The following is a 22,474-nucleotide window of genomic DNA, read 5'->3' as shown; positions in this document are numbered from 1 at the left end:
AGGGCGCTCCACGATGCTCACCGGCAGCCCCACCGGCAGCCCCACCGCCCGGCGCCGCGCCCGGCTGCTGATCCCGCTCGCCCTGCTGGTGGCCTGGCTCGGCCTCGGCGGCGCCTTCGGCCCGTACGCCGGGCGGCTCTCCGAGGTCGCCACCAACGACCGGGCCGCGTTCCTGCCGCGCAGCGCCGAGTCGACCGAAGTCGCCCGGCTGGGTCAGGAGTTCCAGACCCCCGCCACGCTGCCCGTGATCGTGGTCTGGGAGAGCCGCACCGGCGCCGTCGACGCCGCGCAGCGCTCCGCCGCCGATGGCGCGCTGCGCGCCGCCGCGGCCGTCCCCGGCGCCACCGGGCGGGTGTCGCCCGCCCTGCCCGCCGCCGACGGCCGAGCCCTCCAGGGCGTCGTCCAGCTCCGCTCCGACCTCGGGCGGGAGACCGGCGACAGCGTCCGGGCCGTGCGCGCCCTGGCCGAGCAGGTGCCGGACACCGAGGTCGGCGTGGCCGGCCCGGCCGCCGTCGCGGCCGACCTGGGCCGCGCGTTCGCCGGCATCGACGGGCTGCTGCTCGGCGTCGCCCTCGGTGTGGTGCTGCTGATCCTGCTCGCCGTCTACCGCAGTGTGCTGCTCCCGCTGCTGGTGATCCTCGGCGCGGTCTTCGCCCTCGCCACCGCCTGCGCCCTGGTCTACCTGCTCGCCGACCACGGCGTGGTCCGGGTGGACGGCCAGGTCCAGGGCCTGCTGTCGATCCTGGTGATCGGCGCCGCCACCGACTACGGCCTGCTGCTCTCCGCACGGTTCCGCGAGGAGCTGCACCTGCACGGCGACCGGTTCGCCGCGATGCGCACCGCCTGGCGGCAGTCGGTCGAGCCGATCGCGGCCTCCGGCGCCACCGTCGCCCTCGGTCTGCTCGTCCTGCTGCTCTCCGACCTCACCAACAACCGGGCGCTCGGACCGGTCGGCGCGATCGGGATCGGCTGCGCGGTGGTCTCGGCGCTCACCTTCCTGCCGGCCGCGCTCACCCTGCTCGGCCGCACCGCCTACTGGCCGGCCCGCCCCGCCGCCGACGGGCGGGCGCCGGTCCACGCCGTGTGGCAGCGGGTGGCCGCGCTGGTCGGCCGCCGGCCCCGGACCACCTGGGCGGCGAGCCTCGCGGTGCTGGCCGCGCTGGCCGCCTTCGCCCCGGCCCTGGACTCCGGCGGCGTCCCGCAGTCCGAACTCTTCGTCAGACCGCAGCCCTCGGCGGCCGGCCAGCGGATGCTCTCCGCGCACTTCGCCGGCGGCGCCGGCAACCCGGCGGTGGTGCTCGCCGCAGCCGATCGTGCCGAGGCGGTGGCCGCCGCGGCCGCCGTGCCCGGGACGGCCGGCGTCCGGCCCTACACCGGTGGGGCGCCGGGGACCGAGCCCAGGACGGTCGACGGCCGGGTCCGGCTGGACGTCACGCTCGCCGACCCGGCCGACGGCGACGAGGCCATCGCCACCGTTCGGCGGCTGCGGGAGGCCGTGCACGCCGTACCGGGCGGGGAGGCACTGGTCGGCGGGTACACCGCACAGCAGTACGACACCCGGGTCACGGCGGAGCACGACCGGTCGCTGATCATGCCGGCGGTGCTGCTCTGCATCCTCGCCGTGCTGGTACTGCTGCTGCGCTCGCTGCTGGCCCCGGTGCTGCTCGCCGCCACCGTCGCGCTCTCCTACCTGGCCACGCTCGGCGTCAGTGCGGTGGTCTTCCCGCACGTCCTCGGGTTCACCGCCACCGACCCCTCGGTGCCGCTGTACGGGTTCGTCTTCCTGGTCGCGCTGGGGGTGGACTACAACATCTTCCTGATGACGCGGGTCCGGGAGGAGGCGCTGCGGGTCGGGACCCGGGAGGGCGTGTTGCAGGGGCTGACCGCGACCGGTGGCGTGATCACCTCGGCCGGGGTGGTGCTCGCCGCGACCTTCGCCGCGCTGAGCGTGATCCCGCTGGCCTTCCTGGCGCAGATCGCCTTCATCGTCGCCTTCGGCGTGCTGCTGGACACCCTGCTGGTTCGCTCGCTGCTGGTGCCCGCGCTGGTCCGTGACCTGGGCGACCGGGTCTGGTGGCCGGCCCGGATGCGGCCGGCGGCGGAGCGGGTGGCCGTCCCGGAGCAGGTCGGCGAGCGGGTCTGACGGTGCGCCGGTCGGCGGGGCTGGCGAGGAGGGGCCGACGCGGTGGGGCCGGGTGCGGCGTGCGGCCGATAGGCTGATCGGGTAAACGCCGTACGCGACCGGAGCGGATCACCTTGTCGGAGCAGGAGCCGAGGACGACCCCGCCGGCCCTGCCCGGCGCGCCCGCCTCGGCCGACCCGGCAGCGTCGGACGCACCGGCGCTCGGCCGGCTGCTCCAGGACCTCGCCTCCGAACTCAACCTGCTCGGCCACGGCTTCGCCGCCGCCAGCGGCCTGCACGCCACCGACGTCCAGGCACTGCTGGCCGTCATGCGAGCGGCTCCCGGCCCGGGCGGCGGCCCGGGCGGGATCACCCCCGGCCGGCTGCGCGAGGAGCTGGCCCTGACCTCGGGGGCGGTCACCGCCGTGCTCGACCGGCTTGAGCGGGCCGGGCACATCCGCCGCACCCGGGACGCCACCGACCGCCGCCAGGTGCTCGTCCACTACCTCCCGGGCGCCGGACGGATGGCCGCCGAGTGGTTCGCGCCGGTGGCGCGGCGCACCGAGACCGTGCGCGGCGAGTTCACCCCCGCCGAGCTGGCCGCCGTGGCCCGTTTCCTCGGCCGGATGACCGACGAGCTGGAGTCCCTGCGCCACGCGCGCTGAGCCCCGGGCCTCGGCGCTCCGGCTCAGCTCCCGGTGTGCCGGTCTCCGGAGCCGTCCCGGGGCGTGGAGTCAGCGCAGTGGGGCGATCCGGGTGCCGCCGTCGAGCACGCCCTCGACCGTGACCGGGGCGCGGGCCGGGCGCTCGACGGCGAGGGTGTGGTCGGGCGTGGAGCGGTCGGCCGTCCAGTCGGGCCCCTTGACGCCGATCCGGGCGACCCGCCGGCTGCCCGCGACCAGCAGGAACTCGGTGCCCTGCGGGGAGCGCCACCACGTCCAGCCGACCGTGTCCTGCTCGAACCGGCTGCATGCCCGCCCCGGGCCGCCGCCGGTGCGCTGCGGCCCGCGCGCCCCCGGAAGCAGGACGGCGGTCGCCGCACTTCCCTCGCCGTCCCAGCGGTCGGCCCGCAGGCACACCCAGGACGCCGCGCCCGCGTTCTGCGGCAGCTGCTGGACGGCGAACGTCCAGAGGCTGAGCTGTTTGACCCCGGGCGAGGCGTCCGGCGCCGCGCAGCCGCCCCGCGCCCAGGCCTGCAGCGCGTCCGGGCCGGCCGCCTCGCGCGGCTGCCGGGCGGGCTGGGCGCGGTCCGGCGGCGGCGTGTAGGCGAGGTGCGCCGGAACCAGCCCGCCGAGATCGGCCAGCAGGAAGACGTGCTTCTCGGCGACGGCCGGTGAGGAGCGCAGCTGGAGCACCGCGGCGCCCCGGCAGTCGGCGAACGGCCCCGGGGAGGCGGCGGTCGCGGGCGCCGCCGCCGCCGCGGTCACCCCGTCCGTCCGCTCCAGCGGCTTGGCGGGCGCGTCGGGCCGGTCCGAGCGCCGGAGGTCGGCGGCCTCGATCCACGGCGCGAGCAGGTACCGGGCCGAGGTGCCCTCACGGCGCAGCACCACGGCGGCGGCCGTGGTGACGCCCGCGTCGTCGGCCCGGGCGAGGTCCAGGCCGCCGCCGCGCCCGTCGGTGTAGCGGGCGAGCCGGCCACCGTCGTACAGCACCACCACGGCGGTGCCGTCGACCGTCCCGGCGAAGAGCAGGTGCGGCGCGCCCTGCGGCGGGGCGGTGTCCGTGCCCGGCTCGGCCCGGGTCTGCGGGCCGGCCTGTGCCCAGGCGGCCAGGGCGCGCCCGAGCAGCGCGGGGTCGTCCCGGCGGTCGCCCCGGGCAGGCCAGGCGGAGAAGTCCATCCGCGCGGTGTGCTGCCACCGGTCGGCCGGGGTGCGGACCAGCCGGCCCGGATCGGGCGCCGTGCCGCTCGGCGGGACGGCGCGTGGGCGGGCGGCGGCAGCATCGCCCCCGCCGGAGCCGGAGCCCGCGCCGGCCAGGATGGCGGCGGAGGCGGTGAGGGCGAGTACGGCGATCCCCAGCGAGACGCCCCGGGCCCGGCGACGGCGCAGCAGGTCAGTGGGCTGGACGCGGACCGCGCACGGGTCGAAGGCCGGCCGCGCCGGCTCCGACCCCGCGCGGAGCCGCTCGGCCCGCTCGACCGCCGGGCCGGGCTCGGACGCACCGGCCTGCCGCAGCGCCCCGGCGGCCTGGGCCGGCGTGAGCCCGTCGACGGCGAGCAGGGCGAACGCTGCGCGGGCGGGCGCGTCGAGGTCGGCCAGCTCGCGGTCCAGCGCCGCTTCCTCCTCACCGCCGCCGGGGGTGAACAGCCGCAGCCCCCAGACCCGTGGCGCGAGCAGGCGCTCGCCCGGCCGCGGCCGCAGCGCGGCTCGCAGCACCCGCTGCCGCAGGGCGGCGTAGAGCGGCTCCTCGTCGGGCCCCACGGGCTCGGCCAGCAGGTCCCGCAGCGTCCAGCGCGACGGCAGCGCCCGCTGGACGGCGGCGTGCGCGGCGAGCACCCGGCTGTGCCGGTCCCGGTCGGCCGGCAGGGCCAGGTACGCCAGCCGGACCAGCCGGCGGTAGTGGCGGACCAGTGCCGCCTCGGCATCCGCGACCGGCCGCCCGGTCGTTCCGCGCGGCGGTGTCCCCGCGTCTATCCGTCCTGCCAACGCGTCCTCCGCCGGGCCGTCCGTGGTGCCGTGTGTGTCGTGGTGGACGGTCCAACGAGTCGATCATGTGATGGTTGCGCCGCGTGGGGCGGCCTCCCGCGGGCCGGCCTCGGCCCGCTCGGCGATCCGCCGGGCCATGCCCCCGAACACCGCCGCGTGGAACGGCGCGACCGACCACCAGTAGGCGTGTCCGGCCAGTCCGTGCGGGTGGAACAGGGCCCGTTGGCGGTAGCGGCTCCCGCCGTTGCCGTCCGGGGCGACCGAGAGCTCCAGCCAGGCGAGTCCGGGCAGCCGCATCTCGGCGCGCAGCCGCAGGAGCCGGCCCCGCTCGATCTCCTCCACCCGCCAGAAGTCCAGCGAGTCGCCGATCCGCAGCCGGGCCGGGTCGCGGCGGCCCCGGCGCAGGCCGACCCCGCCGGCAAGCCTGTCGAGCAGGCCGCGCAGCGTCCACCCGAGCGGGAACGAGTACCAGCCGTTCTCGCCGCCGATGCCCTCCACCACCCGCCAGAGCGCCGCCGGCGGGGCGCCCACGCGGCGCTCCCGCACGTCCTGGTAGAGACTCCCGCCGGCCCAGTCGGGGTCGGTGGGCAGGGGATCGCTCGGCGCGCCAGGGACGGAGGCGGAGGACCAGCGGGTGGTGACGTCGGCGTCCCGGATCCGGTGCAGGGCCAGCTCCACGGCCCGGTCGAAGCCGGTGAGCCCGCCGGGCGGGTCGGGCACGTACCGGGCGATGTCGTGCTCGCCGCAGACGACCTCGTGCCGCAGCGACTCCACCAGCGGCCGGGCCAGCCGGTTCGGCACCGGCGTGACCAGCCCGACCCAGTGGCTGGAGAGCCTGGGGGTGAGCACCGGGACCGGCAGGATCACCCGGTGCGGCAACCCGGCGACGGCGGCGTACCGCTGCATCATCTCCCGGTAGGTGAGGACCTCGGGGCCGCCGAGGTCGAAGGCCCGGTGCACCTCCGGCGGCAGGAGTGCGGCGCCGGTGAGGTAGCGCAGCACGTCGCGGACGGCGATCGGCTGGATCCGGGTGCCCACCCAGCTCGGCGTGACCATCACGGGCAGCCGCTCGGTCAGGTAGCGGAGCATCTCGAAGGAGGCGGAGCCGGAGCCGATGATCACGGCGGCCCGCAGCTCGGCGGTGGGCACTCCGCAGGAGCGCAGCACCCGGCCGACCTCGGCGCGTGAGCGCAGGTGCGGGGAGAGCTCGTGCGGCGGCACACCGCCGGGGAGCAGCCCGCCGAGGTAGACGATCCGGCGGACGCCCGCGCGTGCGGCCGCCTCGCCGAAGGCCCGGGCGGCGGCACGGTCGGTCTCCTCGAAGTCGCGGCCGGTGCCCAGCGAGTGCACCAGGTAGTACGCGACGTCGATGCCGGCGAAGGCCCCGGCCAGCGTGTCGGGGCGGGTGACGTCGCCCCGGGCCGCCTCCACCCGGGAACGCCACGCGTGGTCGCGCAGCCGTCCCGGGTCGCGGACCAGGCAGCGCACCGAGTGGCCGGCGGCGAGCAGTTCGGGGACGAGGCGACCGCCGAGGTAGCCGGTGGCGCCGGTGACCAGGCAGCGCAGCGGGGGCGCGGGGGCGGTCGGTGCGGTCATGGCGGCTCCAACGCCTCGGGGCGGTGCTGGCGGGGACGGCGCGGCGCGGTCCGGGGGCCGGTCTCTCCCAGCAGCATCACCCCGCCGGACGCGGGCCGCCACAGCACGGGCGCTCGCCGGGGCGTGCCGAGCCCGGCCGGCCGGTGGTGAACGGGGTGTTCGGCGGCAGGGGCCGTTGGTCCCGGGCTTTCAGCCCCTTGGCCCCTGGCGGTCCCCCGCTGCCGGGGGCGATGCTCCAGGTACCGCGGCCGGACGACGGTCGTCCGGCCGACATCGCTCGCGGACGAGGTGAACCGGCGTGCGGCATGCCAGCGTCGAATCAGTGATGACCAGCCCGGTGGTCGGGGTCGCGCCCGAGACCGGCTTCCGGGAGATCGTCGCCCTGTTGGCCGAGTACGACATCACCGGGGTGCCGGTGGTCGACACCGAGGGCCGGCCGCTCGGCATCGTCTCGGAGGCGGACCTCCTGCTCACCCTGGCGGCCCAGGAGGACCCGGGCAGCCTGCTGCCGGCCCCCGAGCTGACCCGCACCGGGCCGGGCGGCGCCGTCACCGCGGCCGATCTGATGACCGGTCCGCCGGTCTGCACCACCCCCGGCACGAGCGTGGTCGCGGCGGCGCGGCTGATGGCCCGGCACGGCGTGAAGCGGCTGCCGGTGCTGGACGAGGACGGCCGGGTCTTCGCCATGGTCAGCCGGGGTGACCTGCTGCGCGTGTTCCTGCGCGAGGACCGGGTGATCCGTCGCGAGATCGTCGAGGAGGTGCTCGGCCGGATCGAGGGGGTCAGCCCGGCCGAGGTGGGGGTGGAGGTCGACCAGGGCCGCGTGGTGCTCAGCGGCACCGTCCCTGAGCCGTACCTCGTCCCGATCGTGCTGAACCTCTGCCGCTCGGTCGACGGCGTCGTCTCGGTCACCGACCGGCTCGCCAGCCTCCGCGGCTTCGGCGGGACCGGCGCCGAGGTGGCCCCGGTCGGCTGACCGCCGCCGCGGCACGGTCGTCGCGGCCGCCACGGATCCGGACGGTCCGCTTCGCATAATGCGGAGCGTGCCGGGTAAGTCACCCTGTGTGTCCGCCGGTGGAGGGCCGGCGGCGCGCAGGGGCACCGGGGAGGCGGCCGTGGCGGTAGTGTTCGATGCGGACTTCACTTCGACCAGGCAGTGGACGGCGGGGCGCAGCAGCGCCTATCCCCGGATGGGGCCGACCAACCGCGGCGACCACAAACTCGACTTCCTCAGTCGCGCGTACTGCCCCGGCGGCGTCTTCGCCGCCACCCGGCGCCGCGGCAGCGACCTGTGGACCTGCAACCTGCTCACCACCGAGGGCAGCCCGGAGGGCTTCCAGGTCCGCACCGGGGACGTGCTCGGCGCAGAGGTCACGCTCCCGGTCGAGCTCGGCGCGTGGCCGGCGATCTGGACGTGGCGCGACGGCGGCAACGAGGTGGACGTGTTCGAGTACCACCCTGACAACCCGGACCTGCTGGAGATCTCCAACCACGTCCGCGGCGGATACCGCTACTGGCACGGGGCCGAGGCCGGTATAGCCCCGGGCGCGACCTTCGAGCTGCGCACGGTGTTCGGCGCCCAGTCCGTGGACTGGTTCGTCGACGACACGCTGATCCACGCCGACCGGCGGGGCGTCGGTCCGGACTGGCACGCCTATCTGATCGTCAACCTGTCCGTCTCCGACGGCACCTACCACGCGCGGCCGCCCGTGCTCGGGCCGCCCCGGCTCAGCTGGGTCTGCCGCGCGCTCTGGGTCGAGCGCTGAGAGCGGGGGCAGGGGCGGCGGATCGGGCCGGCGGGCGGGCCCGGGCCTGCGGGCTCCGGGTCCGGCTCAGGAGCCGGGCGGCAGGGTCGCGATGATCAGGCCGCGCGGGCCGGCGCGCTGGAACCAGACCACCCTGCGGTGCGGACCGATGTACGCGGGGTGGGTCACGTACAGGTCGTTGTGCGGGGCCCGCTCGTTGCCGGGGGCGAGCGCCGCGTCGACGGCATCGGCGGCGATGGCGCGCAGCAGCGCGTGTGCGGTCGTGGTGGCGGCGGACGGGGCGATGGCCAGGGCGGTGAGCTCGTCCCAGAGCCGGGTCGAGACGTAGGAGATCGGCGAGTAGCCGAGGGCCGGGTGCAGGCGCCCGTCCTCGTAGCGGCGGAGCACTCCGGTCGCGACGAGCCGCTCGGGGTCGTCGATCGGCGAGTGTCGGTCCATGGTCAGTAACGCTACCCCCGGTGGGTCGCCCGACGGGGCGGGAGGTCGGTTCCGGGCATTCTCAGACAATCCTCACGCTCGTCCGGTCGGTTCCGGGCGCACGATGGGTGGGTGGGGGCCGGGCGCCTCGGCGGCTCCGGTCCCGGGCCGGCAGAGGAGGTCCGCGATGTATCACTGGAACGGGCATGGGCACGGGAACGGCTTGAGCGGCTGGGGGATGGGCCTGCTGGCGTTCGGGATGCTGCTGCTCCTGGCGGTGCTGGTGCTGGCCGGGATCGCGTTGGTCCGCCACCTCTCACGGACGTCGCGGCCCGTCGCGCCGGCTCCGTGGGGGTCGGGCGGTGCCGGTGCCGGCGGACCGGGTGGGTCGGCCGGACCGGGTGGGCCCGGCGGGCCGCCCAGGGCTGCGCCACCGGCGGCCGAGCAGCTGCTGGCCGAGCGGTTCGCGCGCGGGGAGATCGACACGGAGGAGTACCGGCACCGGCTCGACGTCCTCCGATCAGTCGGTGGTGCCGGTGGTGCCGGTGGTTCGGGTGGTGCCGGTTCGGGTGGCGGGGCGCCGGGCGGGCCCGCTTCGGGAGCCGGTGGAGCGGGCGGCCGGGCGGGCGGCGGCCCGGCCGGGTAGCGAAGCAGCCGTGCCCGCCGCTGGCCGAGGCGGCCGGGATGGGCCGGGACGGGCCCTGCGCCCGTGCGGGTGAGGCGAGGTCACTCGACGACGAGCTCCACCGGGATGTTGCCGCGGGTGGCGCGCGAATAGGGGCAGACCTCGTGGGCCTGCTTGACCAGCAGCTGGCCGTTCTCGCCCGCGAGGGAGTCGGGCAGCTCCACGCGCAGGACCACGCCCAGGCCGAAGCCGGCCCCGTCCTTGCCGATGGAGACCTCGGCCGTGACCGAGACCTCGCTGGTGTCGACCCGGGCCTGCCGGCCGACCAGGCTCAGTGCGCTCGCGAAGCAGGCCGCGTAGCCGGCGGCGAACAGCTGCTCGGGGTTGGTGCCCTGTCCGTTGCCGCCGAGGGCGGGCGGCATCGCCAGGGCGAGGTCCAGCTGTCCGTCGGAGCTGACGGCGCGGCCCTCCCGGCCGTTCGCGGTGGCCACTGCGGTGTAGAGCGCGTCCATGGGTCCGTTCCCTTCCGTCCTGCGTCGGTCGTGCATCTGTCCACGGCGGCCTGGTCGGGCCGCCGTGCAGGGACAATTAGAGCACGCAATTCAATTGCGCACAACTGAATGGCGTGCGCGATCGGTAGGATGGGGGTATGGCCACGTCCCCCGAGACCGATGAGACGCTCCACGACGCAGACGAGCTCCACGGCGCGGACGAGCTCCGCGATGCCGAGCTGCTCCGCCTCGACCAGCAGATCTGCTTCTCGCTGAATGCCGCCTCGCGCGCTTTCGGCGGCGTCTACCGGGTGCTGCTCAAGGATCTGGGGCTCACCTACCCCCAGTACCTGGTGATGCTGGTGCTCTGGGAGCACGGCGAGCTGCCGGTGAAGCGGATCGGCGGACTCCTGCGGCTGGACTCGGGCACGCTCTCCCCGCTGCTCAAGCGGTTGGAGGCTGCCGGGCTGGTCCGCCGGGAGCGCAGCCGCGAGGACGAGCGGTCGGTCACGGTCGGCCTCACCGATGCCGGGCTGGCCCTGCGCGACCATGCCGGCCAGGTGCCCCGTCGGCTCCTCGCCGCCACCAGCCTCCCCGTCGAGGACCTCGGTGCACTGCGCGCCCTGCTGGACCGCCTGACCGGTGCGCTAGACGCGGCGGTCCTGGCGGCCGGCGCCGACGGCTGACCTCCGCCGTTGCCCGCAGGGGGCCTCCGGCCCCGTTGGTCCGGGCCGCCCTCCCCGGCTGTCCGCAGCAGAGCGGTCCCAGTAGAGCGGTCCCAGTAGAGCGGCCCCCTCTCGGTGCTTCGGGAGGGGGCGCAGTCGTCCCGGAAGCCCCCGTCGGGTCGAGCCGGCCGGCGGCGGTCCCGCTGAGATGCGGGGCCGCCGCGATGTGGGGTCGCCGCTCGTCGTTCCAGCCTTGCTGTGGATATCGAAATTCGATAGATTTCCATCGCAAGTCGATGGAGGGACGGGTCGTGGGAAGACTGACCGTACGTGCGTTGCGCGCCGTGCTCGTGGTGGTGCTGGCCGGCACCGTGTGTGTGCAGGTGCTGATGGTGTGGGCGTTGGCCACCGATCCGGAAGACGGGTCGCTCCCGCTGACCCCGCTGCGCCTGATCACGATCCTGGGGCTGATGGCGGCCCAGGTCGCCCTGGTCTGCGTATGGCGGCTGGTGGCGATGGTGCGCCGCGGGACCGTGTTCTCCCACGCCGCCTTCCGGTACGTGGACGGCGTGATCGGCGCGATCGTGGCGGCGGCCCTCGTGTGGTTCGCGGTCACGGCCATCAACGCGCCGGGCCAGCGGGAGGACCCGGGCGTCACGGTGATCATGGGCGGGATCGGCGTGGCCATCCTCGGGGTCGCGCTCATCGTCCTCGTGCTGCGGATGCTGCTCGCCCAGGCCGTCGCGCGTGACGTCGAGGCGGCGCAGATGCAGGCGGAGTTGGACGAGGTGATTTGATGCCGATCGCCGTCGACATCGACGTGATGCTGGCGAGGCGGAAGATGTCCGTGGGCGAGCTCGCGGACCGCGTGGGCATCACCCCCGCCAACCTTGCGGTACTCAAGAACGGTCGGGCCAAGGCGGTGCGCTTCACGACGCTCGCCGCGCTCTGCGAGGTGCTTGAATGCCAGCCGGGCGACCTGCTCCGGTGGGAGGCCGAGGTCGCCGCGGACGGGTGACAGGCCCGGGTGCCGGGCGCGACGTCGCCTGGCGCCCGGGCCTGCCGGTCAGGTGGTGCCCTCACCCCGCGCTGGCGAAGCCGCAGGTACCCCGCCGACCGCGCCGGCGAGCGCCGCGGCGTGGGCGGCGCGGCGGGCGACTCGACACCCGCGGTGGTCCCGTCGCTGGGGACGGCGGTCATCGGAGGATCACCGGAGGGCGTCGCCGCCGAGACCTCGGTCGGGCGCGCTCATGTCGCCCGTCGCGGGCGTGCCCTCGGCCAGCCCGTAGCGCACGTACACGGTGCCCTGCGGGTCGGCCACCGGCGGTTCGAGGAGCGTGAGGTTCGTGGGCACCGCGCCACCGTCGAACACCTTCTTCCCGACGCCGAGCACGATCGGGTGCACCCACAGGTCGAGCCGGTCGAAGAGCTTCTCCCGCAGGAGGGTCTGCACCAGGTCCAGGCTCCCGACGACCTTCACGTTCTCGTGCCGTTCGCGGATCTCGCGCACCGCGGCGGCCAGGTCCGGGCCGAGCTGTGTGGACCCGGCCCACGGGAGGTCGGGCGTGCCGCGGGAGGCCACGTACTTCGGGACGCGGTTGAAGAGCTCGGCGATCTCGCCGTCCTTCTGGTGCGGCCAGTAGGCGGCGAAGATGTCGTACGTCCGCCGGCCGAGCAGGAGGGCGTCCGTGCCTTCGTACGCGGCACCGATCTGCGCCCCGGTGACCTCGTTCAGCAGGGGTGCCTGCCAGCCGCCGAACGGGAACCCCACCGGGTCCTCGTCGGGTCCGCCGGGCGCCTGCCCGACGAGGTCGAGGGTCGCGAACAGCTCGATGTGGATGAGGCCCATGTCTGCACTCCCGATGAGTCGGTCGTCCGGTGAATTGGTCGTCCCGGTCAAGATGTAGACCTGTCGGTGTCGCAGAACTCGTCGCCGCGCCGGTACCCGGTTCTGCCCTGCGGCGTCACCCGGACGACGGCCCGCCGCGGCGGGGCCCCTCCCGGTCCTCGGCCGGTTCGACGATGCCGCGGACGTCCACGCACCGGTGAGGCCCTCGGTGCCGAGGACGGGGAGGCGGAGGCCGACCGCGGAGTTGCCGGCCGTCGGGGCGGCGGATCGCGGGGGCCGACCGCCACGGTCCCGCCGGTCACTCCCGGGCGGCCCGGACCGAGAGGATCCGTCGCAGTGCGTCGCGCAGTTCGGTGTGGTCCGCCGACGGATGCGGCGCCCGCCAGGCGATATGGCCGTCGGGACGCACGAGGACCGCTCCCGTCGACGGCACACCGAACGCCGCGGTCCAGGCCCCACCGTCCGTCGCGTTCCGCGCTCCGGTGGTGAGCGGACGTACGGCGACGGTCAGCCCCGCCGCCCCGGCGGTGTCCGCGCGTCGTCGCCAGGCGGCGTCGTCGGCGTGCGTGAGAAGGGTGAAACCGGGGCCGACGAGATCGAGCGTGGACGAGACCCCGGAGACCGAGGCCAGTGGCAGGTGCGGGACGCGGCCTCCGGGCTCGCCTCTCCGGAGCTCGCGCGCCGGGTCCAGCGGCGGGTGCTCGGGCCCGTCGGAGTCGGCGATGACGGCGCTGGAGCGGTAGACCGCGGTGAGCAGGAGCTCGTCGTCGATCCGGTAGCCGCCTCGGGCGCGGGAGTTGGCCAGGGACAGGTCGATGACCTGGCGGGCGACCGGGCGGCGTTCACCCTGGTAGGTGTCCAGGAGCCCCTCGCCGGCCGACCCCCGGGCGACGGCGGCGAGCTTCCACGCGAGGTTGTGGGCGTCGCCGATCCCGGTGTTCATGCCGTGCCCGCCGGTCGGCGGTACCACGTGGGCCGCGTCACCCGCGATCAGCACCCGTGACCTGCGGTAGAACTCGGCGAGTCGGGCGTCCATCCGCCAGGCCATGGTGTCGCGGACCGCCACGTCGAGGCCGGGCACACCGGCGGCGTCCCGGACCAGCCGTGCCAGCCGCCGGTGATCGTGCGGGAGTCCTGCGGCGTCGTCGTCGCGGGGGTCGTAGGGGTGCTGGTAGATCCAGTGCCGGTCGTTGTCCACGGCCAGGAAGCCGCCGCGGCCGGGGGCGGTGAGGAAGTAGGACGCGCTCGTCCGGTCGGCCACGACCTCGCCAAGCGGCGCCTCGAAGCGGATGCTGAGGAAGTGCCCCAGCCCCGTCGGCCCGTCCATCGCGATCCCGGCGGCGGCACGCACGGTGCTCGCCGCACCGTCGCAGCCGACCAGCCAGTCGGCACGCACGGTGTGCCGCCCGCCGGTGGTCCGGTCCTCCAGCACCGCCCGCACACCCCCGCCGTCCTCGGTGAAGGACACCAGTCGGGTGGCGAACCGGACGCCGTCCGGCGCGAGCTCGCGCCCACGTCGCAGCAGCACGCTCTCCAGGGCGTCCTGGGAGCAGATCAGTCCCGGCGACGGCGTGTGCCCGGCGCCCTCCTCCGCCCCGCCCGCGATCCCGGCACGCACGAAGTCCGGGTCGACGAGGTCCCGGCCGCGGTAGAAGAAGACGTGCGAGGCCGGGAGTCCGGCCCGCCGGACGTCCGCCTCCAGGCCGAGCCGACGGAAGACCTCCATCGAACGCGCCGACACGCCGCGCGCCTTGGGGTGCAGTGAGGTGCCCTCGTGCGCCTCGACGAGCAGGTGCTCCACGCCGTACTCCGACAGCAGGAGCGACAACGTGAGGCCGACCGGGCCTCCCCCTACAACCAGCACCGACGTCGTAGCCGGGAATCGCATCTCGCCCCCTGGGTATCGCCTGACACGTGGTAACGCCTAAAAACCGATTCTGACGTTACCATGGGGTGTCTGACAAGCGATCACAAGGGCGAACCCATGACCGACGACCTCAGCGGCGACAACCCCCGAGGCCTGCACTTCATCGCCGAACTGGCGAACACCGTCCGGGACGACCCCCGAGTGGGCGCCGCAGACCTGCAGGCCCTCCTGGAACGCCACGGCGGCCCGCCCTTCCGCCTCACGGACGCCGACGCCCGGGAGCTGCGCCGGGCCACCGCCCACCTGATCCGCATCCTCGCCCTCCGCGACGAGGACGAGGCGGCCGAGGCCATCAACACCCTGCTCGACCGCTACCCGGCCCGGCCCCGCCTCGTCCGCCTCCCCGGCCGTCCGTGGTCGCTGCACACCCAGGCGCCCCCCGGCGCCGGCCTCACCCACTGGCTCCTCTCCACCTCCGCCCTCGCCCTCGGTCTCTGGCTCGGCGAACGCGGATCCTGCGCATGGGGCCGGTGCGCCGCGCCCGACTGCGACCGCTTCTTCATCGACACCGGTCGCCGCGCCCCGCAGCGCTACTGCACCCCCCGCTGCGCCACCCGGGTGCGCGTCGCCGCCCACCGTGCCCAGCGCGCCAACGGCTGACGATCCGCCAGTACGCGCTGCACGGCCCGGCGCAGTCCCTGCCGTGCGGCGCCCACGGCGGCAGCCCCATGGGTCAGCAGCTCCACCAGGACTTCGTGAACGCGGGCGATCAGGGAGTCGACGGCGTCGGCATGGATCTCCGTAGGGTGTCAGCGGCCCGGGAGGGGCGGATGCGGCTCGGGGCCTTCGCCTTCGGTGACCTCGGAGGGGTGGCCACCCCTGGACCCGGCCGACGAGGCTGACCGGGTGGTGGACGTCGCCGGGACGTCCTGCGCGCTGCAGTCGGTCCTGCGCCGGCGACCCGTACCGACCCGAGCGTCACAGGCGACGGCCGTGACGGGTGTCCCAACCGTCCGTCCTGTTCGCGAACACCGGCATCGTCAAGGCCGACCCGCACCGGGACTTCCGCGTCGAGAAGCACGTCGCGGGCCGCAGACGCGTCCAGGCGGTCATCGCCGGTCCTCACCGTTGATCGGCCGGGGGCCGAGACGGCTTGACCCGATCATCGAGACTCCTCGGGCCTCGGCGGTGAACAGTGAAAGGGGCACTGAGTCCGCGTCAGTGGCGACGTGGTGGCGGCTCCACGAGGATGACGGGTGGGCGGGGTGATCGGTTCCCGCCCATGCCCGGATGTGTAGGCGATCCCGGTGAGGAATCGACCGTCCGGTGCCCGGCACCGGCGTTGCCGGCGGCCGTCGGCGCGTGAGCGCGCCTAGGTTCGAGGGCGACAAACCCCCCGACACCGCTTGCTCCGACACCGCTGGCTCCGAAACCGTGCGCCCCGACACTGCGTGCCCGCGATCCGCCCCGGTGCCGGGGGCGGACGGGGTTCCGACCCGACGCTGGGAGACCGCACCGTGGCAAGGATCCTCTTCGTGATGACCGGCGCCGACCGCTGGACGATGGCGGACGGCACCAAGCACCCCACCGGCTTCTGGGCCGAGGAGGCCGCCGTCCCGTACGGGCTGTTCAAGGGCGCCGGCCACGGCGTCACCGTCGCCACCCCGGGCGGTGTGGTTCCCACCGTGGACCGCGCGAGCCTCGCCCCGGAGGCGAACGGGGGCGCGGAGGGGGCACAGCGGGTCGCCGACACGCTCGCGGGGTTCACGGAGCTCCAGCACCCCGTCCGCCTCGCGGACGTCGAGCTCGACGACTACGACGCCGTCTTCTACCCCGGCGGCCACGGCCCGATGGAGGACCTCTCGGGAGACGCCGACTCGGGCCGGCTGCTGGCCCGCACGCTGCGCTCCGGCAAGCCCCTCGGCGTGGTCTGCCACGGCCCGGCCGCCCTGCTCGCCGCGGTCGACGCCGAGGGGGGCAACGCGTTCGCCGGCTACCGGGTGGCCGCCTTCACCAACGCCGAGGAAGCCCAGGCCGGCCTCGCCGACAAGGCGCCGTGGCTGCTCCACGACCGGCTTCGCGAGGCGGGCGTCCTGGTCCAGGAGGGCGAGCCGTGGGCGCCCTTCGTCGTCGAGGACCGCAACCTGGTCACCGGCCAGAACCCCTCCTCCGCCGGTCCGCTGGCCGAGGAGCTGCTGAAGCGGCTGGCCTGACCCCGCGGCCACCGGCCGCCGGGCGTCGCTTCCGCCGGCGCCGACGCGGCCGGTTCAGCGGCCGTCGGTCGGCGGTGCGCCGGTCGGCAGGGCGTCGAGGGCCAGGGCGGCGGCGCCGACCAGGCCGGCGTCGGTGCCCAGCCGGGCGGGCAGGACGGTCACGCCGGAGGCGAAGGGGAGGGTGGCGTAGCCGGCGAGGTGGTGCCGGAGCGGCCCGAAGAAGATCTCGCCGGCCTGGGCGACGCCGCCGCCGACCACGGCGGCCTCGATCTCCACCAGGGTGGCGGTGGCCGCGATCCCGGCGGCGAGCGCGCGGGCGGCGCCGTCGAAGGCCTGCCGGGCGATCGGGTCGCCGGCTCGGGCGGCCTCGGCCACCGCGGCGGCCGAGGCGTCGGCGTTGCCGCCGACGCCGGTCGCGGTCTCGGTGCCCGCCGGGCGCCAGCCGGCCTCGCGGGCGGCGCGGGCGATGGCGGTCCCGCTGGCCAGGCCCTCGATGCAGCCGCGCGACCCGCACGGGCAGGGGCGGCCGTCGAGCTCCACGGTGAGGTGGCCGAGGTGACCGGCGTTGCCGGTGGGGCCGGTGTGCAGCCGGCCGTCGATGATCAGCCCGGCGCCGACGCCGGTGGAGACGACGATACAGAGCGCGTTCCGGTAGGGGCGGGCGGCGCCCCGCCAGTGCTCGGCGGCGGCCATCGCGACGGCGTCGCCACCGAGGACGACCGGCCGGCCCTTGATGCCCGGGTGCTCGGCGACGGCGTCGCGCAGCGGGAAGTCGCGCCAGCCGGGGATGTTCACCGGGCTGACCGTGCCGCGCCGGATGTCGACCGGCCCGGCACTGCCGATGCCGACCGCCCGGGCGGCCGCTGCCAGGGGGTGCTCGGCGACGAGGTCGAGGACCCGGTGCACGGTGGCGAGCACCGCCTCGGCGTTCTCCCGGGCAGGGGTGGGCAGCTGCACCCGGTGGAGGAGTTCGCCGTCCGGTCCGACCAGGCCACCCGCGATCTTGGTGCCGCCGACGTCGAGCGCGGCGAGCACGGGCGGCCGCTCGGGGCGCTGGTCGTCGGTGGCGGTGGCCCGGTCATGGCTCATCGTGGCTACTCCGGCGTTCGCGGGCGGGCGGGTGTCCGGCCGCCGGGAGGGCCCCGCGGTGGTGGCGGTGGGCGAGCCGGTGGCCGAGGTGGTCGGTCGGGCCGATTCTGACCACTTCTGACAACGTTGTCCAGGCGGTGGGCAGCGCCGTCGCCCCGGCTGCCCGCGATGGCTGCCCCGGTATCCGCGGGGCCGGTCAGGCCGTCCCTCCGTGCACGGAGAGGATGGCGCCGAGTGCTGTGGCACCGTCGAGCAGGGCCTTGGAGCGAGCCGCGAGCTCGGCGTCCCGGTTGGCCAGCGCGGTGGTGATGTCCGGCGACCGGTGTGCCCGTCGGAGCTCCGGGACGAGGGCCCGGAGCGGTGCGATGCGATAGCCGGCCCTGCGCAGCTGGTGGACGATCCGGGCATCCCGCACCTGGGCCGGCGTGTAGCGGCGCGCCCCGCGCGCGGGGTCGCGGTCGGGCACCACGAGGCCTTCCGCATCCCAGTGCCGCAGCGTCGAAGGGCGCACGCCGAGAGCGGTGGCGAGTTCGGAGACGCTCATCGCGTCCGAGGCGCGGACGTCCTCGATCGGCTCGTCGGACACCGCCTGCGCGGCCTCCTCGGCCTGCCCCAGTTCCGTGCGCTCCGCGTGGAGCCGGGCGTGCGCCGCGTCGAGCAGGGCGAACACCTCCGACGAGGTGGGGAACCGGTGCGCGGCGCGCACGATCCTCCTGGCCTCGGTCGGGCCTGAGCCGGCGGCGAGGGCCCGGTAGGCCAGCGCGGACTGCAGGTGAACCTCGCCGTGGATCCGGTAGCCCGCGGCCGTGCGCATCGCGGGCGGCAGCACCCCGTCGCGTTCGAGATTGCGGATCTGCTGGACGGAGCACCCGGCCCGCCGCGCGACGTCGACGGTGCGCAGGCCACCCGATTTGAGACTTTGCACCCTGAAACCCGTCCCTTCGGCCTCGAAGTCTCCACAAGCACGTGAACGCCACGCTAGAGCACATGACGATGGACGAGATCATCAGCTTCGTGGACGGCCTCGACGGCGTCCTGACCCTCAGGCCGGCCCCCGGCGACGGTACCCCGGAGATCAGTTGGGGGGACGCGTTCTTCTACTACGCGCCCGACGGCGTCACCCCGACGCGCACCCAGCCGTTCGCGACGGTGGTGACCAAGGACGGTCCCGGCGACGAGGCTTCACGCCTGGACCGGCCGGACGCCTTCCGCGTGAACGTCGCCACCGGGCGGGAGGCGTTCACGCGGTGGACGGGTCACGCCCCCGGTGATCCGGCCGCTGCCGCGGTCGACCCCGGCGAGGCCGACACCGTGATCGCACACCCCGTCTACGGCGCCGCCGGCTGGCTGGCCGTGGTGAACCCCGGCCCCCGCACGGGAGCGGCGATCCGGGACCTGCTGGAGCAGGCCCACCGCCGGGCACGCTCGCGGTACGAGCGGCGCGCCGGCACGGCCTCGGTGCGGCGCCGCTAGGCTGCGGTGGCATGACCAGGAGCAGAGCGGGATCCCGGCCCACCATGCGGGACGTGGCCGTGGCGGCGGGCGTCGGGCTCAAGACCGTGTCCCGGGTCGTGAACGGCGAGAGCGGCGTCACGCCCGCCACCGCCGGGCGGGTGCGGGCGGCGATCGCCGAACTGGGCTTCCGCCGCAACGACAGCGCCCGGCTGCTGCGCACCGGCCGCACCGCGAGCATCGCCCTGCTGTTGGAGGACCTCGGTGACCCCTTCTCCTCGGCGCTGTCGCGCGCCGTGGAGGAGGTCGCCCGGGCCCGGGACCGCCTGCTGTTCGCGGGATCCAGCGCCGAGGACCCGCGGCGCGAGCGCGAGCTGGCGCTGGCCTTCTGCGCCCGCCGGGTCGACGGGCTGCTGATCGTGCCGGCCGGTGACGACCACCGCTACCTGCTGCCCGAGGCGGCCGCCGGTACGCCGGTGGTGTTCCTCGACCGGCCCGGTACGGGGATCGAGGCCGACGCCGTGCTCAGCGACAACGCGGTCGGCGCCCGGGCGGGGGTACGGCACCTGATCCGGCACGGCCACCGCCGGATCGGCTTCGTCGGCGACCTCCCGCACATCCACACCTGCGCCGCGCGCCTCCGCGGCTACCGGGAGGCCATGGTCGAGGCGGGCCTGCCCGTCGACGAGCGGTGGATCGCCACCGGCCCCACCGACCGCGCGACCGTGGCCCGCTCGGTGGCGCGCCTCACCGGCGGGCCCGGCGCCGTGACCGCGCTGTTCACCGGCAACAACCGGATCACCCTGGCCGCGCTGCACCACCTGCCCACGGGCGCCGGACGGCCCGCCCTGGTCGGCTTCGACGACCTCGAACTCGCGGACCTGCTCGACCCGGGCCTGACCGTCGTCGCCCAGGACCCGGCGGGCCTCGGCACGACCGGGGCCCGGCTGCTCTTCGACCGGATCGACGGCGATCGAGGCCCCGCCCGGCGGATCGAGGTCCCGACCCGACTGATCGCCCGCGGCTCCGGCGAGATCCCACCCGCTGCTCACTGACCGCCGACCGCCCCGGTGCTCGGTGGCCACCCGACCGCCGCCGGCGCGCCGGGGGAGCCCTCTCCTGCGCCCCGTACACGCCGTCGACTTCGCCAAGCGACGTGCCGTTTCGCCTGCGCCCGCAGACCTGCGCCTCCTAGGGTGTCCGCTGAAAGCATGATCTTACGGACGGAGTAAGTGAGTTGGATATCGGGCTGGCGGCCGTCCGGCCGCGGCTCGGGGTATGCGGTCGGGCCCGGCTCGTGCTGACCTCGGCCCACGTGGTCGGCGACGCGGAGACGACCGGGGTGTACCGGCCGGGGTGGGACGCGGTGTTCCGTGGGCGGGTGGTGTGGCGCGGTACGAGCGGAGGCCGTGACGACGCCGCCCTGGTCGAGATCACGGACGGGCGGTGGCAGCCGCCCGGGGGCGCCACGGTTCGCTGGGGGAAGCTGGTGACGACCCTGCCCCGGCAGGAGTGCCAGACCTGGGGAGTTCCGGCGGCGGCCCAGGAGAGTTCCGACTTCGTCGAGGGCAAGCAGGAGGCGGGCTGGATCAACCCGGGGAGCGGGGTGGTCGGCAACCGGTACGTGATGAAGCTGGACGGCGCCTCGCCGGTCCGAACGGTTCGCCGACCGCGCTGCTCCAGGCCGAGCGGCAGGTCGTCGGCTTCCACGGCCGCGGACCGCTGCTGGACGAGCTGGTCGCCTGGTGCCGCCAGGACGGCTTCGGCGCCTGGCTCCTGCACGGCCCCGGGGGGCAGGGGAAGACCCGTCTCGTCCGTGAGCTGAGCCGGCGCCTGACGGAAGAGCCGAAGCAGGACGGCGACCTGGACCGGCCGCCCTGGACGGTGGTCTGGCTGCGGCCCACCATCCCGACGGACGAGTCGTCGCTGAAGAGGCTGCGGGAGACGACAGGCCCCCTGCTGGTGGTGCTCGACTACGCCGAGACCAGGGTGGACCAGCTGGCGCTGCTGCTCGGGACGGTCCGGGAACGGCAGGTGCCGTTCAAGCTGGTCCTCATCGCCCGGACGGCCGGACACTGGTGGAAGCACGCCCGCACCGCCGGTGGTGCCGCCGCGGACCTCCTGCGTCGCGCACCAGTGGTGGAGCTGCCGCCCCTGGCGGCGGACGAGGCCGAGCGGACGGCGTTGTACCGCCAGGCCGCGGAAGCGTTCGCCCGGTACCTGCCGCAGGTACGCGGGTGTGCCGGCCCGGACTGGCGAGAGCTGGCCGCCGGACTGCCCCTCCCGGACCTCGGCAGGGTCGGCTTCGACAATGTCCTGACCCTGCACATGACCGCCCTGGCCGACCTGCTGGACCAGGGCATGGCGGACACCACGGGCTCGGCGTCCGCCGACCCCGACGACGTCGAGACGCGACTGCTCGTTCACGAGTCCCAGTACTGGCGCCTCACGCTGAGGCAGGGTGAGGAGGAACCCGAGTACCTGGCCTTCAAGGACGCGCTGGCGGCCGCGACGCTGCTGGGAGCGGACGACCACGACCGGGCCGATGCCGTCCTGCGCCGCGTGCCCTCTCGTCCCGACCTGGCCAGGACCCTGAACAACCTCTCCGCCCAACTCCGCGCACAGGAACGGTCGGAGGAGGCGCTTCCCCTGGTCGAGGAAGTCGTCGGCCTCGGCCGCGAGTTGGCAATGGCCGGACTGGAGGCGTTCCGGGCCGATCTCGGTCGCTACCTGGTGCACCTGGGCACGTGTCTGTACGAGCTGGAACGGCTTGAGGAGAGCGTGCCGTTCGCGCTGGAGGCCGTCGAGCTGCTGGGGCCCAGCGCAGACCTGCCCGAGTCGGCGACCGCCCTCACCACGGCCAGCCTGCTGCTCATGCTCGCCCGGCGGCCGACGGAGGGTCTGGCGGCCATCGAGGCGGTCGTGGCGGCGCGCCGCCGCCTGGCAGAGCTCGAACCCGTCCGGCACGGGCCGGCGCTGGTCGACACCCTCGGTCTGTTCGGGGGCCACCTGGGCCGGGCCGGCAGGTTGCCAGAGGCCATCGCCGTCACCGAGGAGGTGGTGGTGGTCCGGCGGCGGCGGAGCTGCGCGACCGGCTGACGGCCCTCCTGGAGCCACAGGACGTCCCGCACTGCCGGGACCAGACGGAGCGAACAGAAGGAAAAGGACACAGCTGCGGGTAACACCCCCGACGAGGACCGGCGCTGCGCGGCCAGGGCGGCGTGGTGTTCGGCCTGGGCGAGATCGCGCCGGAACTCGGTATGGAGCTCACGCGCACCAGGGGCGCCGACGCCGGGCTGCTCTTCAGCGTCGTCAGCCTGGGCGGCAGGGCCGAGAAGGGTGAGAAGTCGACCCACAAGGTGACGGTCCGGCTGGAGCCGCCCGGGACGGACAACGGCCCGGTCCCGGGCAAGGACAAGGAGCAGGAACCCTGCCGCGACGGTGGGCCGGACAGTCCGTCCGGCTCACCGTCTCGTGTTGCAGCGTCGGTAACCACGGCGCCGGGCGAACCGGACTCGGTCTGCCCCGTTCTGCTCGCCCCGGACGCCTCACCTGGAACGAAAGCTCCGCTGATCGCTTCCTCGCTATGGATGTGTCACATGTGAAATGGTAGCTTCCCCGGTGAGCAGACCAAACAGGATCGGAGGCTTACGGTGGAACGACAGGGTGGGTCGCGT

23 protein-coding genes are annotated in these 22,474 nt (G+C 75.3%); 15 read left to right on the top strand and 8 right to left on the bottom strand.

The window, feature by feature from the left end; translation table 11 throughout:
• Nucleotides 1-13: 13 nt before the first annotated feature.
• Both ACF9IK_RS03195 and ACF9IK_RS03190 read left to right on the top strand, forming a co-directional pair.
• The gene (locus ACF9IK_RS03195; protein ID WP_395292705.1) at nt 14-2,143 is read left to right on the top strand and encodes an MMPL family transporter; all 2,130 of its coding nucleotides are present in this window, start codon (nt 14-16) and stop codon (nt 2,141-2,143) included.
• A 113-nt stretch (nt 2,144-2,256) separates the two neighbouring features.
• Nucleotides 2,257-2,787, top strand: a complete 531-nt coding sequence (locus ACF9IK_RS03190) for a MarR family transcriptional regulator (protein ID WP_395292704.1) — start codon at nt 2,257-2,259, stop codon at nt 2,785-2,787.
• 69 nt (nt 2,788-2,856) lie between these two features.
• Here the strand turns inward: ACF9IK_RS03190 and ACF9IK_RS03185 are convergent, their stop codons facing one another.
• Both ACF9IK_RS03185 and ACF9IK_RS03180 read right to left on the bottom strand, forming a co-directional pair.
• Nucleotides 2,857-4,767: a hypothetical protein gene (locus ACF9IK_RS03185; RefSeq protein WP_395292703.1), complete on the bottom strand. Its 1,911-nt coding sequence runs from the start codon at nt 4,765-4,767 to the stop codon at nt 2,857-2,859.
• A 63-nt stretch (nt 4,768-4,830) separates the two neighbouring features.
• Nucleotides 4,831-6,363 carry an SDR family oxidoreductase gene (locus ACF9IK_RS03180; RefSeq protein ID WP_395292702.1) on the bottom strand — a complete coding sequence of 511 codons (1,533 nt, stop codon included), beginning with the start codon at nt 6,361-6,363 and terminating at the stop codon, nt 4,831-4,833.
• A 298-nt stretch (nt 6,364-6,661) separates the two neighbouring features.
• On the opposite strand from ACF9IK_RS03180, the gene ACF9IK_RS03175 reads away from it, so the two are divergent.
• Nucleotides 6,662-7,339: a CBS domain-containing protein gene (locus ACF9IK_RS03175; RefSeq protein WP_395292701.1), complete on the top strand. Its 678-nt coding sequence runs from the start codon at nt 6,662-6,664 to the stop codon at nt 7,337-7,339.
• 139 nt (nt 7,340-7,478) lie between these two features.
• Nucleotides 7,479-8,129: a beta-glucanase gene (locus tag ACF9IK_RS03170; protein WP_395292700.1), complete on the top strand. Its 651-nt coding sequence runs from the start codon at nt 7,479-7,481 to the stop codon at nt 8,127-8,129.
• A 66-nt stretch (nt 8,130-8,195) separates the two neighbouring features.
• Here the strand turns inward: ACF9IK_RS03170 and ACF9IK_RS03165 are convergent, their stop codons facing one another.
• The gene (locus ACF9IK_RS03165; RefSeq protein WP_395292699.1) at nt 8,196-8,567 is read right to left on the bottom strand and encodes a hypothetical protein; all 372 of its coding nucleotides are present in this window, start codon (nt 8,565-8,567) and stop codon (nt 8,196-8,198) included.
• A 166-nt stretch (nt 8,568-8,733) separates the two neighbouring features.
• Here ACF9IK_RS03165 and ACF9IK_RS03160 point away from each other — a divergent pair, with 166 nt between their 5' ends.
• A complete protein-coding gene (locus ACF9IK_RS03160) occupies nt 8,734-9,192 on the top strand; it encodes a hypothetical protein (protein ID WP_395292698.1) in 459 nt (152 codons plus the stop codon).
• Nucleotides 9,193-9,272: 80 nt separating this feature from the next.
• Here ACF9IK_RS03160 and ACF9IK_RS03155 read toward each other — a convergent pair whose 3' ends face one another.
• Nucleotides 9,273-9,683, bottom strand: a complete 411-nt coding sequence (locus ACF9IK_RS03155) for an organic hydroperoxide resistance protein (RefSeq protein WP_395292697.1) — start codon at nt 9,681-9,683, stop codon at nt 9,273-9,275.
• A gap of 137 nt (nt 9,684-9,820) precedes the next feature.
• Between ACF9IK_RS03155 and ACF9IK_RS03150 the strand changes: the two genes are divergently transcribed.
• The 3 genes from ACF9IK_RS03150 (at nt 9,821) to ACF9IK_RS03140 (ending at nt 11,345) form a co-directional block, all read left to right on the top strand.
• Nucleotides 9,821-10,348 carry a MarR family winged helix-turn-helix transcriptional regulator gene (locus ACF9IK_RS03150; protein ID WP_395292696.1) on the top strand — a complete coding sequence of 176 codons (528 nt, stop codon included), beginning with the start codon at nt 9,821-9,823 and terminating at the stop codon, nt 10,346-10,348.
• A 290-nt stretch (nt 10,349-10,638) separates the two neighbouring features.
• Entirely contained in the window at nt 10,639-11,124 is a 486-nt protein-coding gene (locus ACF9IK_RS03145; RefSeq protein ID WP_395292695.1) for a DUF2975 domain-containing protein, read from the top strand.
• Nucleotides 11,124-11,345, top strand: a complete 222-nt coding sequence (locus ACF9IK_RS03140; protein WP_395292694.1) for a helix-turn-helix domain-containing protein — start codon at nt 11,124-11,126, stop codon at nt 11,343-11,345. The genes ACF9IK_RS03145 and ACF9IK_RS03140 overlap by 1 nt, the downstream gene beginning before the upstream one ends.
• A 189-nt stretch (nt 11,346-11,534) precedes the next feature.
• Here the strand turns inward: ACF9IK_RS03140 and ACF9IK_RS03135 are convergent, their stop codons facing one another.
• Both ACF9IK_RS03135 and ACF9IK_RS03130 read right to left on the bottom strand, forming a co-directional pair.
• Nucleotides 11,535-12,176: a dihydrofolate reductase family protein gene (locus ACF9IK_RS03135; RefSeq protein ID WP_395292693.1), complete on the bottom strand. Its 642-nt coding sequence runs from the start codon at nt 12,174-12,176 to the stop codon at nt 11,535-11,537.
• 298 nt (nt 12,177-12,474) lie between these two features.
• On the bottom strand, nt 12,475-14,064 hold the full coding sequence (locus ACF9IK_RS03130) for an FAD-dependent monooxygenase (protein ID WP_395292692.1): 1,590 nt from the start codon (nt 14,062-14,064) through the stop codon (nt 12,475-12,477).
• A gap of 96 nt (nt 14,065-14,160) precedes the next feature.
• Between ACF9IK_RS03130 and ACF9IK_RS03125 the strand changes: the two genes are divergently transcribed.
• The 3 genes from ACF9IK_RS03125 to ACF9IK_RS03115 all read left to right on the top strand — a co-directional run bounded on the left by ACF9IK_RS03125 (nt 14,161) and on the right by ACF9IK_RS03115 (nt 16,256).
• Nucleotides 14,161-14,703 (top strand): CGNR zinc finger domain-containing protein, encoded by a 543-nt coding sequence (locus ACF9IK_RS03125; RefSeq protein ID WP_395292691.1) that lies wholly within the window; start codon nt 14,161-14,163, stop codon nt 14,701-14,703.
• 340 nt (nt 14,704-15,043) lie between these two features.
• Nucleotides 15,044-15,175: a hypothetical protein gene (locus tag ACF9IK_RS03120; RefSeq protein ID WP_395292690.1), complete on the top strand. Its 132-nt coding sequence runs from the start codon at nt 15,044-15,046 to the stop codon at nt 15,173-15,175.
• A gap of 385 nt (nt 15,176-15,560) precedes the next feature.
• Entirely contained in the window at nt 15,561-16,256 is a 696-nt protein-coding gene (locus tag ACF9IK_RS03115) for a type 1 glutamine amidotransferase domain-containing protein (protein ID WP_395292689.1), read from the top strand.
• Nucleotides 16,257-16,310: 54 nt separating this feature from the next.
• On the opposite strand, the gene ACF9IK_RS03110 is transcribed toward ACF9IK_RS03115, so the two are convergent.
• Both ACF9IK_RS03110 and ACF9IK_RS03105 read right to left on the bottom strand, forming a co-directional pair.
• A complete protein-coding gene (locus ACF9IK_RS03110; protein ID WP_395292688.1) occupies nt 16,311-17,345 on the bottom strand; it encodes an ROK family protein in 1,035 nt (344 codons plus the stop codon).
• Nucleotides 17,346-17,541: 196 nt separating this feature from the next.
• On the bottom strand, nt 17,542-18,270 hold the full coding sequence (locus ACF9IK_RS03105; protein ID WP_395292687.1) for a MerR family transcriptional regulator: 729 nt from the start codon (nt 18,268-18,270) through the stop codon (nt 17,542-17,544).
• Nucleotides 18,271-18,332: 62 nt separating this feature from the next.
• On the opposite strand from ACF9IK_RS03105, the gene ACF9IK_RS03100 reads away from it, so the two are divergent.
• From ACF9IK_RS03100 to ACF9IK_RS03085, 4 genes are all read left to right on the top strand, one after another.
• Nucleotides 18,333-18,818, top strand: a complete 486-nt coding sequence (locus ACF9IK_RS03100) for a DUF6194 family protein (protein WP_395292686.1) — start codon at nt 18,333-18,335, stop codon at nt 18,816-18,818.
• An 11-nt stretch (nt 18,819-18,829) separates the two neighbouring features.
• A complete protein-coding gene (locus tag ACF9IK_RS03095) occupies nt 18,830-19,852 on the top strand; it encodes a LacI family DNA-binding transcriptional regulator (RefSeq protein ID WP_395292685.1) in 1,023 nt (340 codons plus the stop codon).
• A gap of 457 nt (nt 19,853-20,309) precedes the next feature.
• A complete protein-coding gene (locus ACF9IK_RS03090) occupies nt 20,310-21,896 on the top strand; it encodes a hypothetical protein (protein WP_395292684.1) in 1,587 nt (528 codons plus the stop codon).
• A gap of 122 nt (nt 21,897-22,018) precedes the next feature.
• Nucleotides 22,019-22,402 (top strand): trypco2 family protein, encoded by a 384-nt coding sequence (locus ACF9IK_RS03085; protein ID WP_395292683.1) that lies wholly within the window; start codon nt 22,019-22,021, stop codon nt 22,400-22,402.
• Nucleotides 22,403-22,474 lie beyond the last annotated feature (72 nt).

The organism is Kitasatospora hibisci (assembly GCF_043950205.1).
Classification (GTDB): Bacteria; Actinomycetota; Actinomycetes; order Streptomycetales; family Streptomycetaceae; genus Kitasatospora; species Kitasatospora hibisci.
Note: the sequence above shows the minus strand (reverse complement) of the source record. Positions and strands in the feature narration are given on the sequence as shown.

What these genes read in the sequence shown, in the direction of transcription:
- ACF9IK_RS03195 (WP_395292705.1), top strand. Translation starts at nt 14, where the DNA reads ATGCTCACCGGCAGCCCCACCGGCAGCCCCACCGCCCGGCGCCGCGCC.
- ACF9IK_RS03180 (WP_395292702.1), bottom strand. Translation starts at nt 6,363, where the DNA reads ATGACCGCACCGACCGCCCCCGCGCCCCCGCTGCGCTGCCTGGTCACC.
- ACF9IK_RS03165 (WP_395292699.1), bottom strand. Translation starts at nt 8,567, where the DNA reads ATGGACCGACACTCGCCGATCGACGACCCCGAGCGGCTCGTCGCGACC.
- ACF9IK_RS03160 (WP_395292698.1), top strand. Translation starts at nt 8,734, where the DNA reads ATGTATCACTGGAACGGGCATGGGCACGGGAACGGCTTGAGCGGCTGG.
- ACF9IK_RS03155 (WP_395292697.1), bottom strand. Translation starts at nt 9,683, where the DNA reads ATGGACGCGCTCTACACCGCAGTGGCCACCGCGAACGGCCGGGAGGGC.
- ACF9IK_RS03150 (WP_395292696.1), top strand. Translation starts at nt 9,821, where the DNA reads ATGGCCACGTCCCCCGAGACCGATGAGACGCTCCACGACGCAGACGAG.
- ACF9IK_RS03140 (WP_395292694.1), top strand. Translation starts at nt 11,124, where the DNA reads ATGCCGATCGCCGTCGACATCGACGTGATGCTGGCGAGGCGGAAGATG.
- ACF9IK_RS03135 (WP_395292693.1), bottom strand. Translation starts at nt 12,176, where the DNA reads ATGGGCCTCATCCACATCGAGCTGTTCGCGACCCTCGACCTCGTCGGG.
- ACF9IK_RS03130 (WP_395292692.1), bottom strand. Translation starts at nt 14,064, where the DNA reads ATGCGATTCCCGGCTACGACGTCGGTGCTGGTTGTAGGGGGAGGCCCG.
- ACF9IK_RS03125 (WP_395292691.1), top strand. Translation starts at nt 14,161, where the DNA reads ATGACCGACGACCTCAGCGGCGACAACCCCCGAGGCCTGCACTTCATC.
- ACF9IK_RS03110 (WP_395292688.1), bottom strand. Translation starts at nt 17,345, where the DNA reads ATGAGCCATGACCGGGCCACCGCCACCGACGACCAGCGCCCCGAGCGG.
- ACF9IK_RS03100 (WP_395292686.1), top strand. Translation starts at nt 18,333, where the DNA reads ATGACGATGGACGAGATCATCAGCTTCGTGGACGGCCTCGACGGCGTC.
- ACF9IK_RS03095 (WP_395292685.1), top strand. Translation starts at nt 18,830, where the DNA reads ATGACCAGGAGCAGAGCGGGATCCCGGCCCACCATGCGGGACGTGGCC.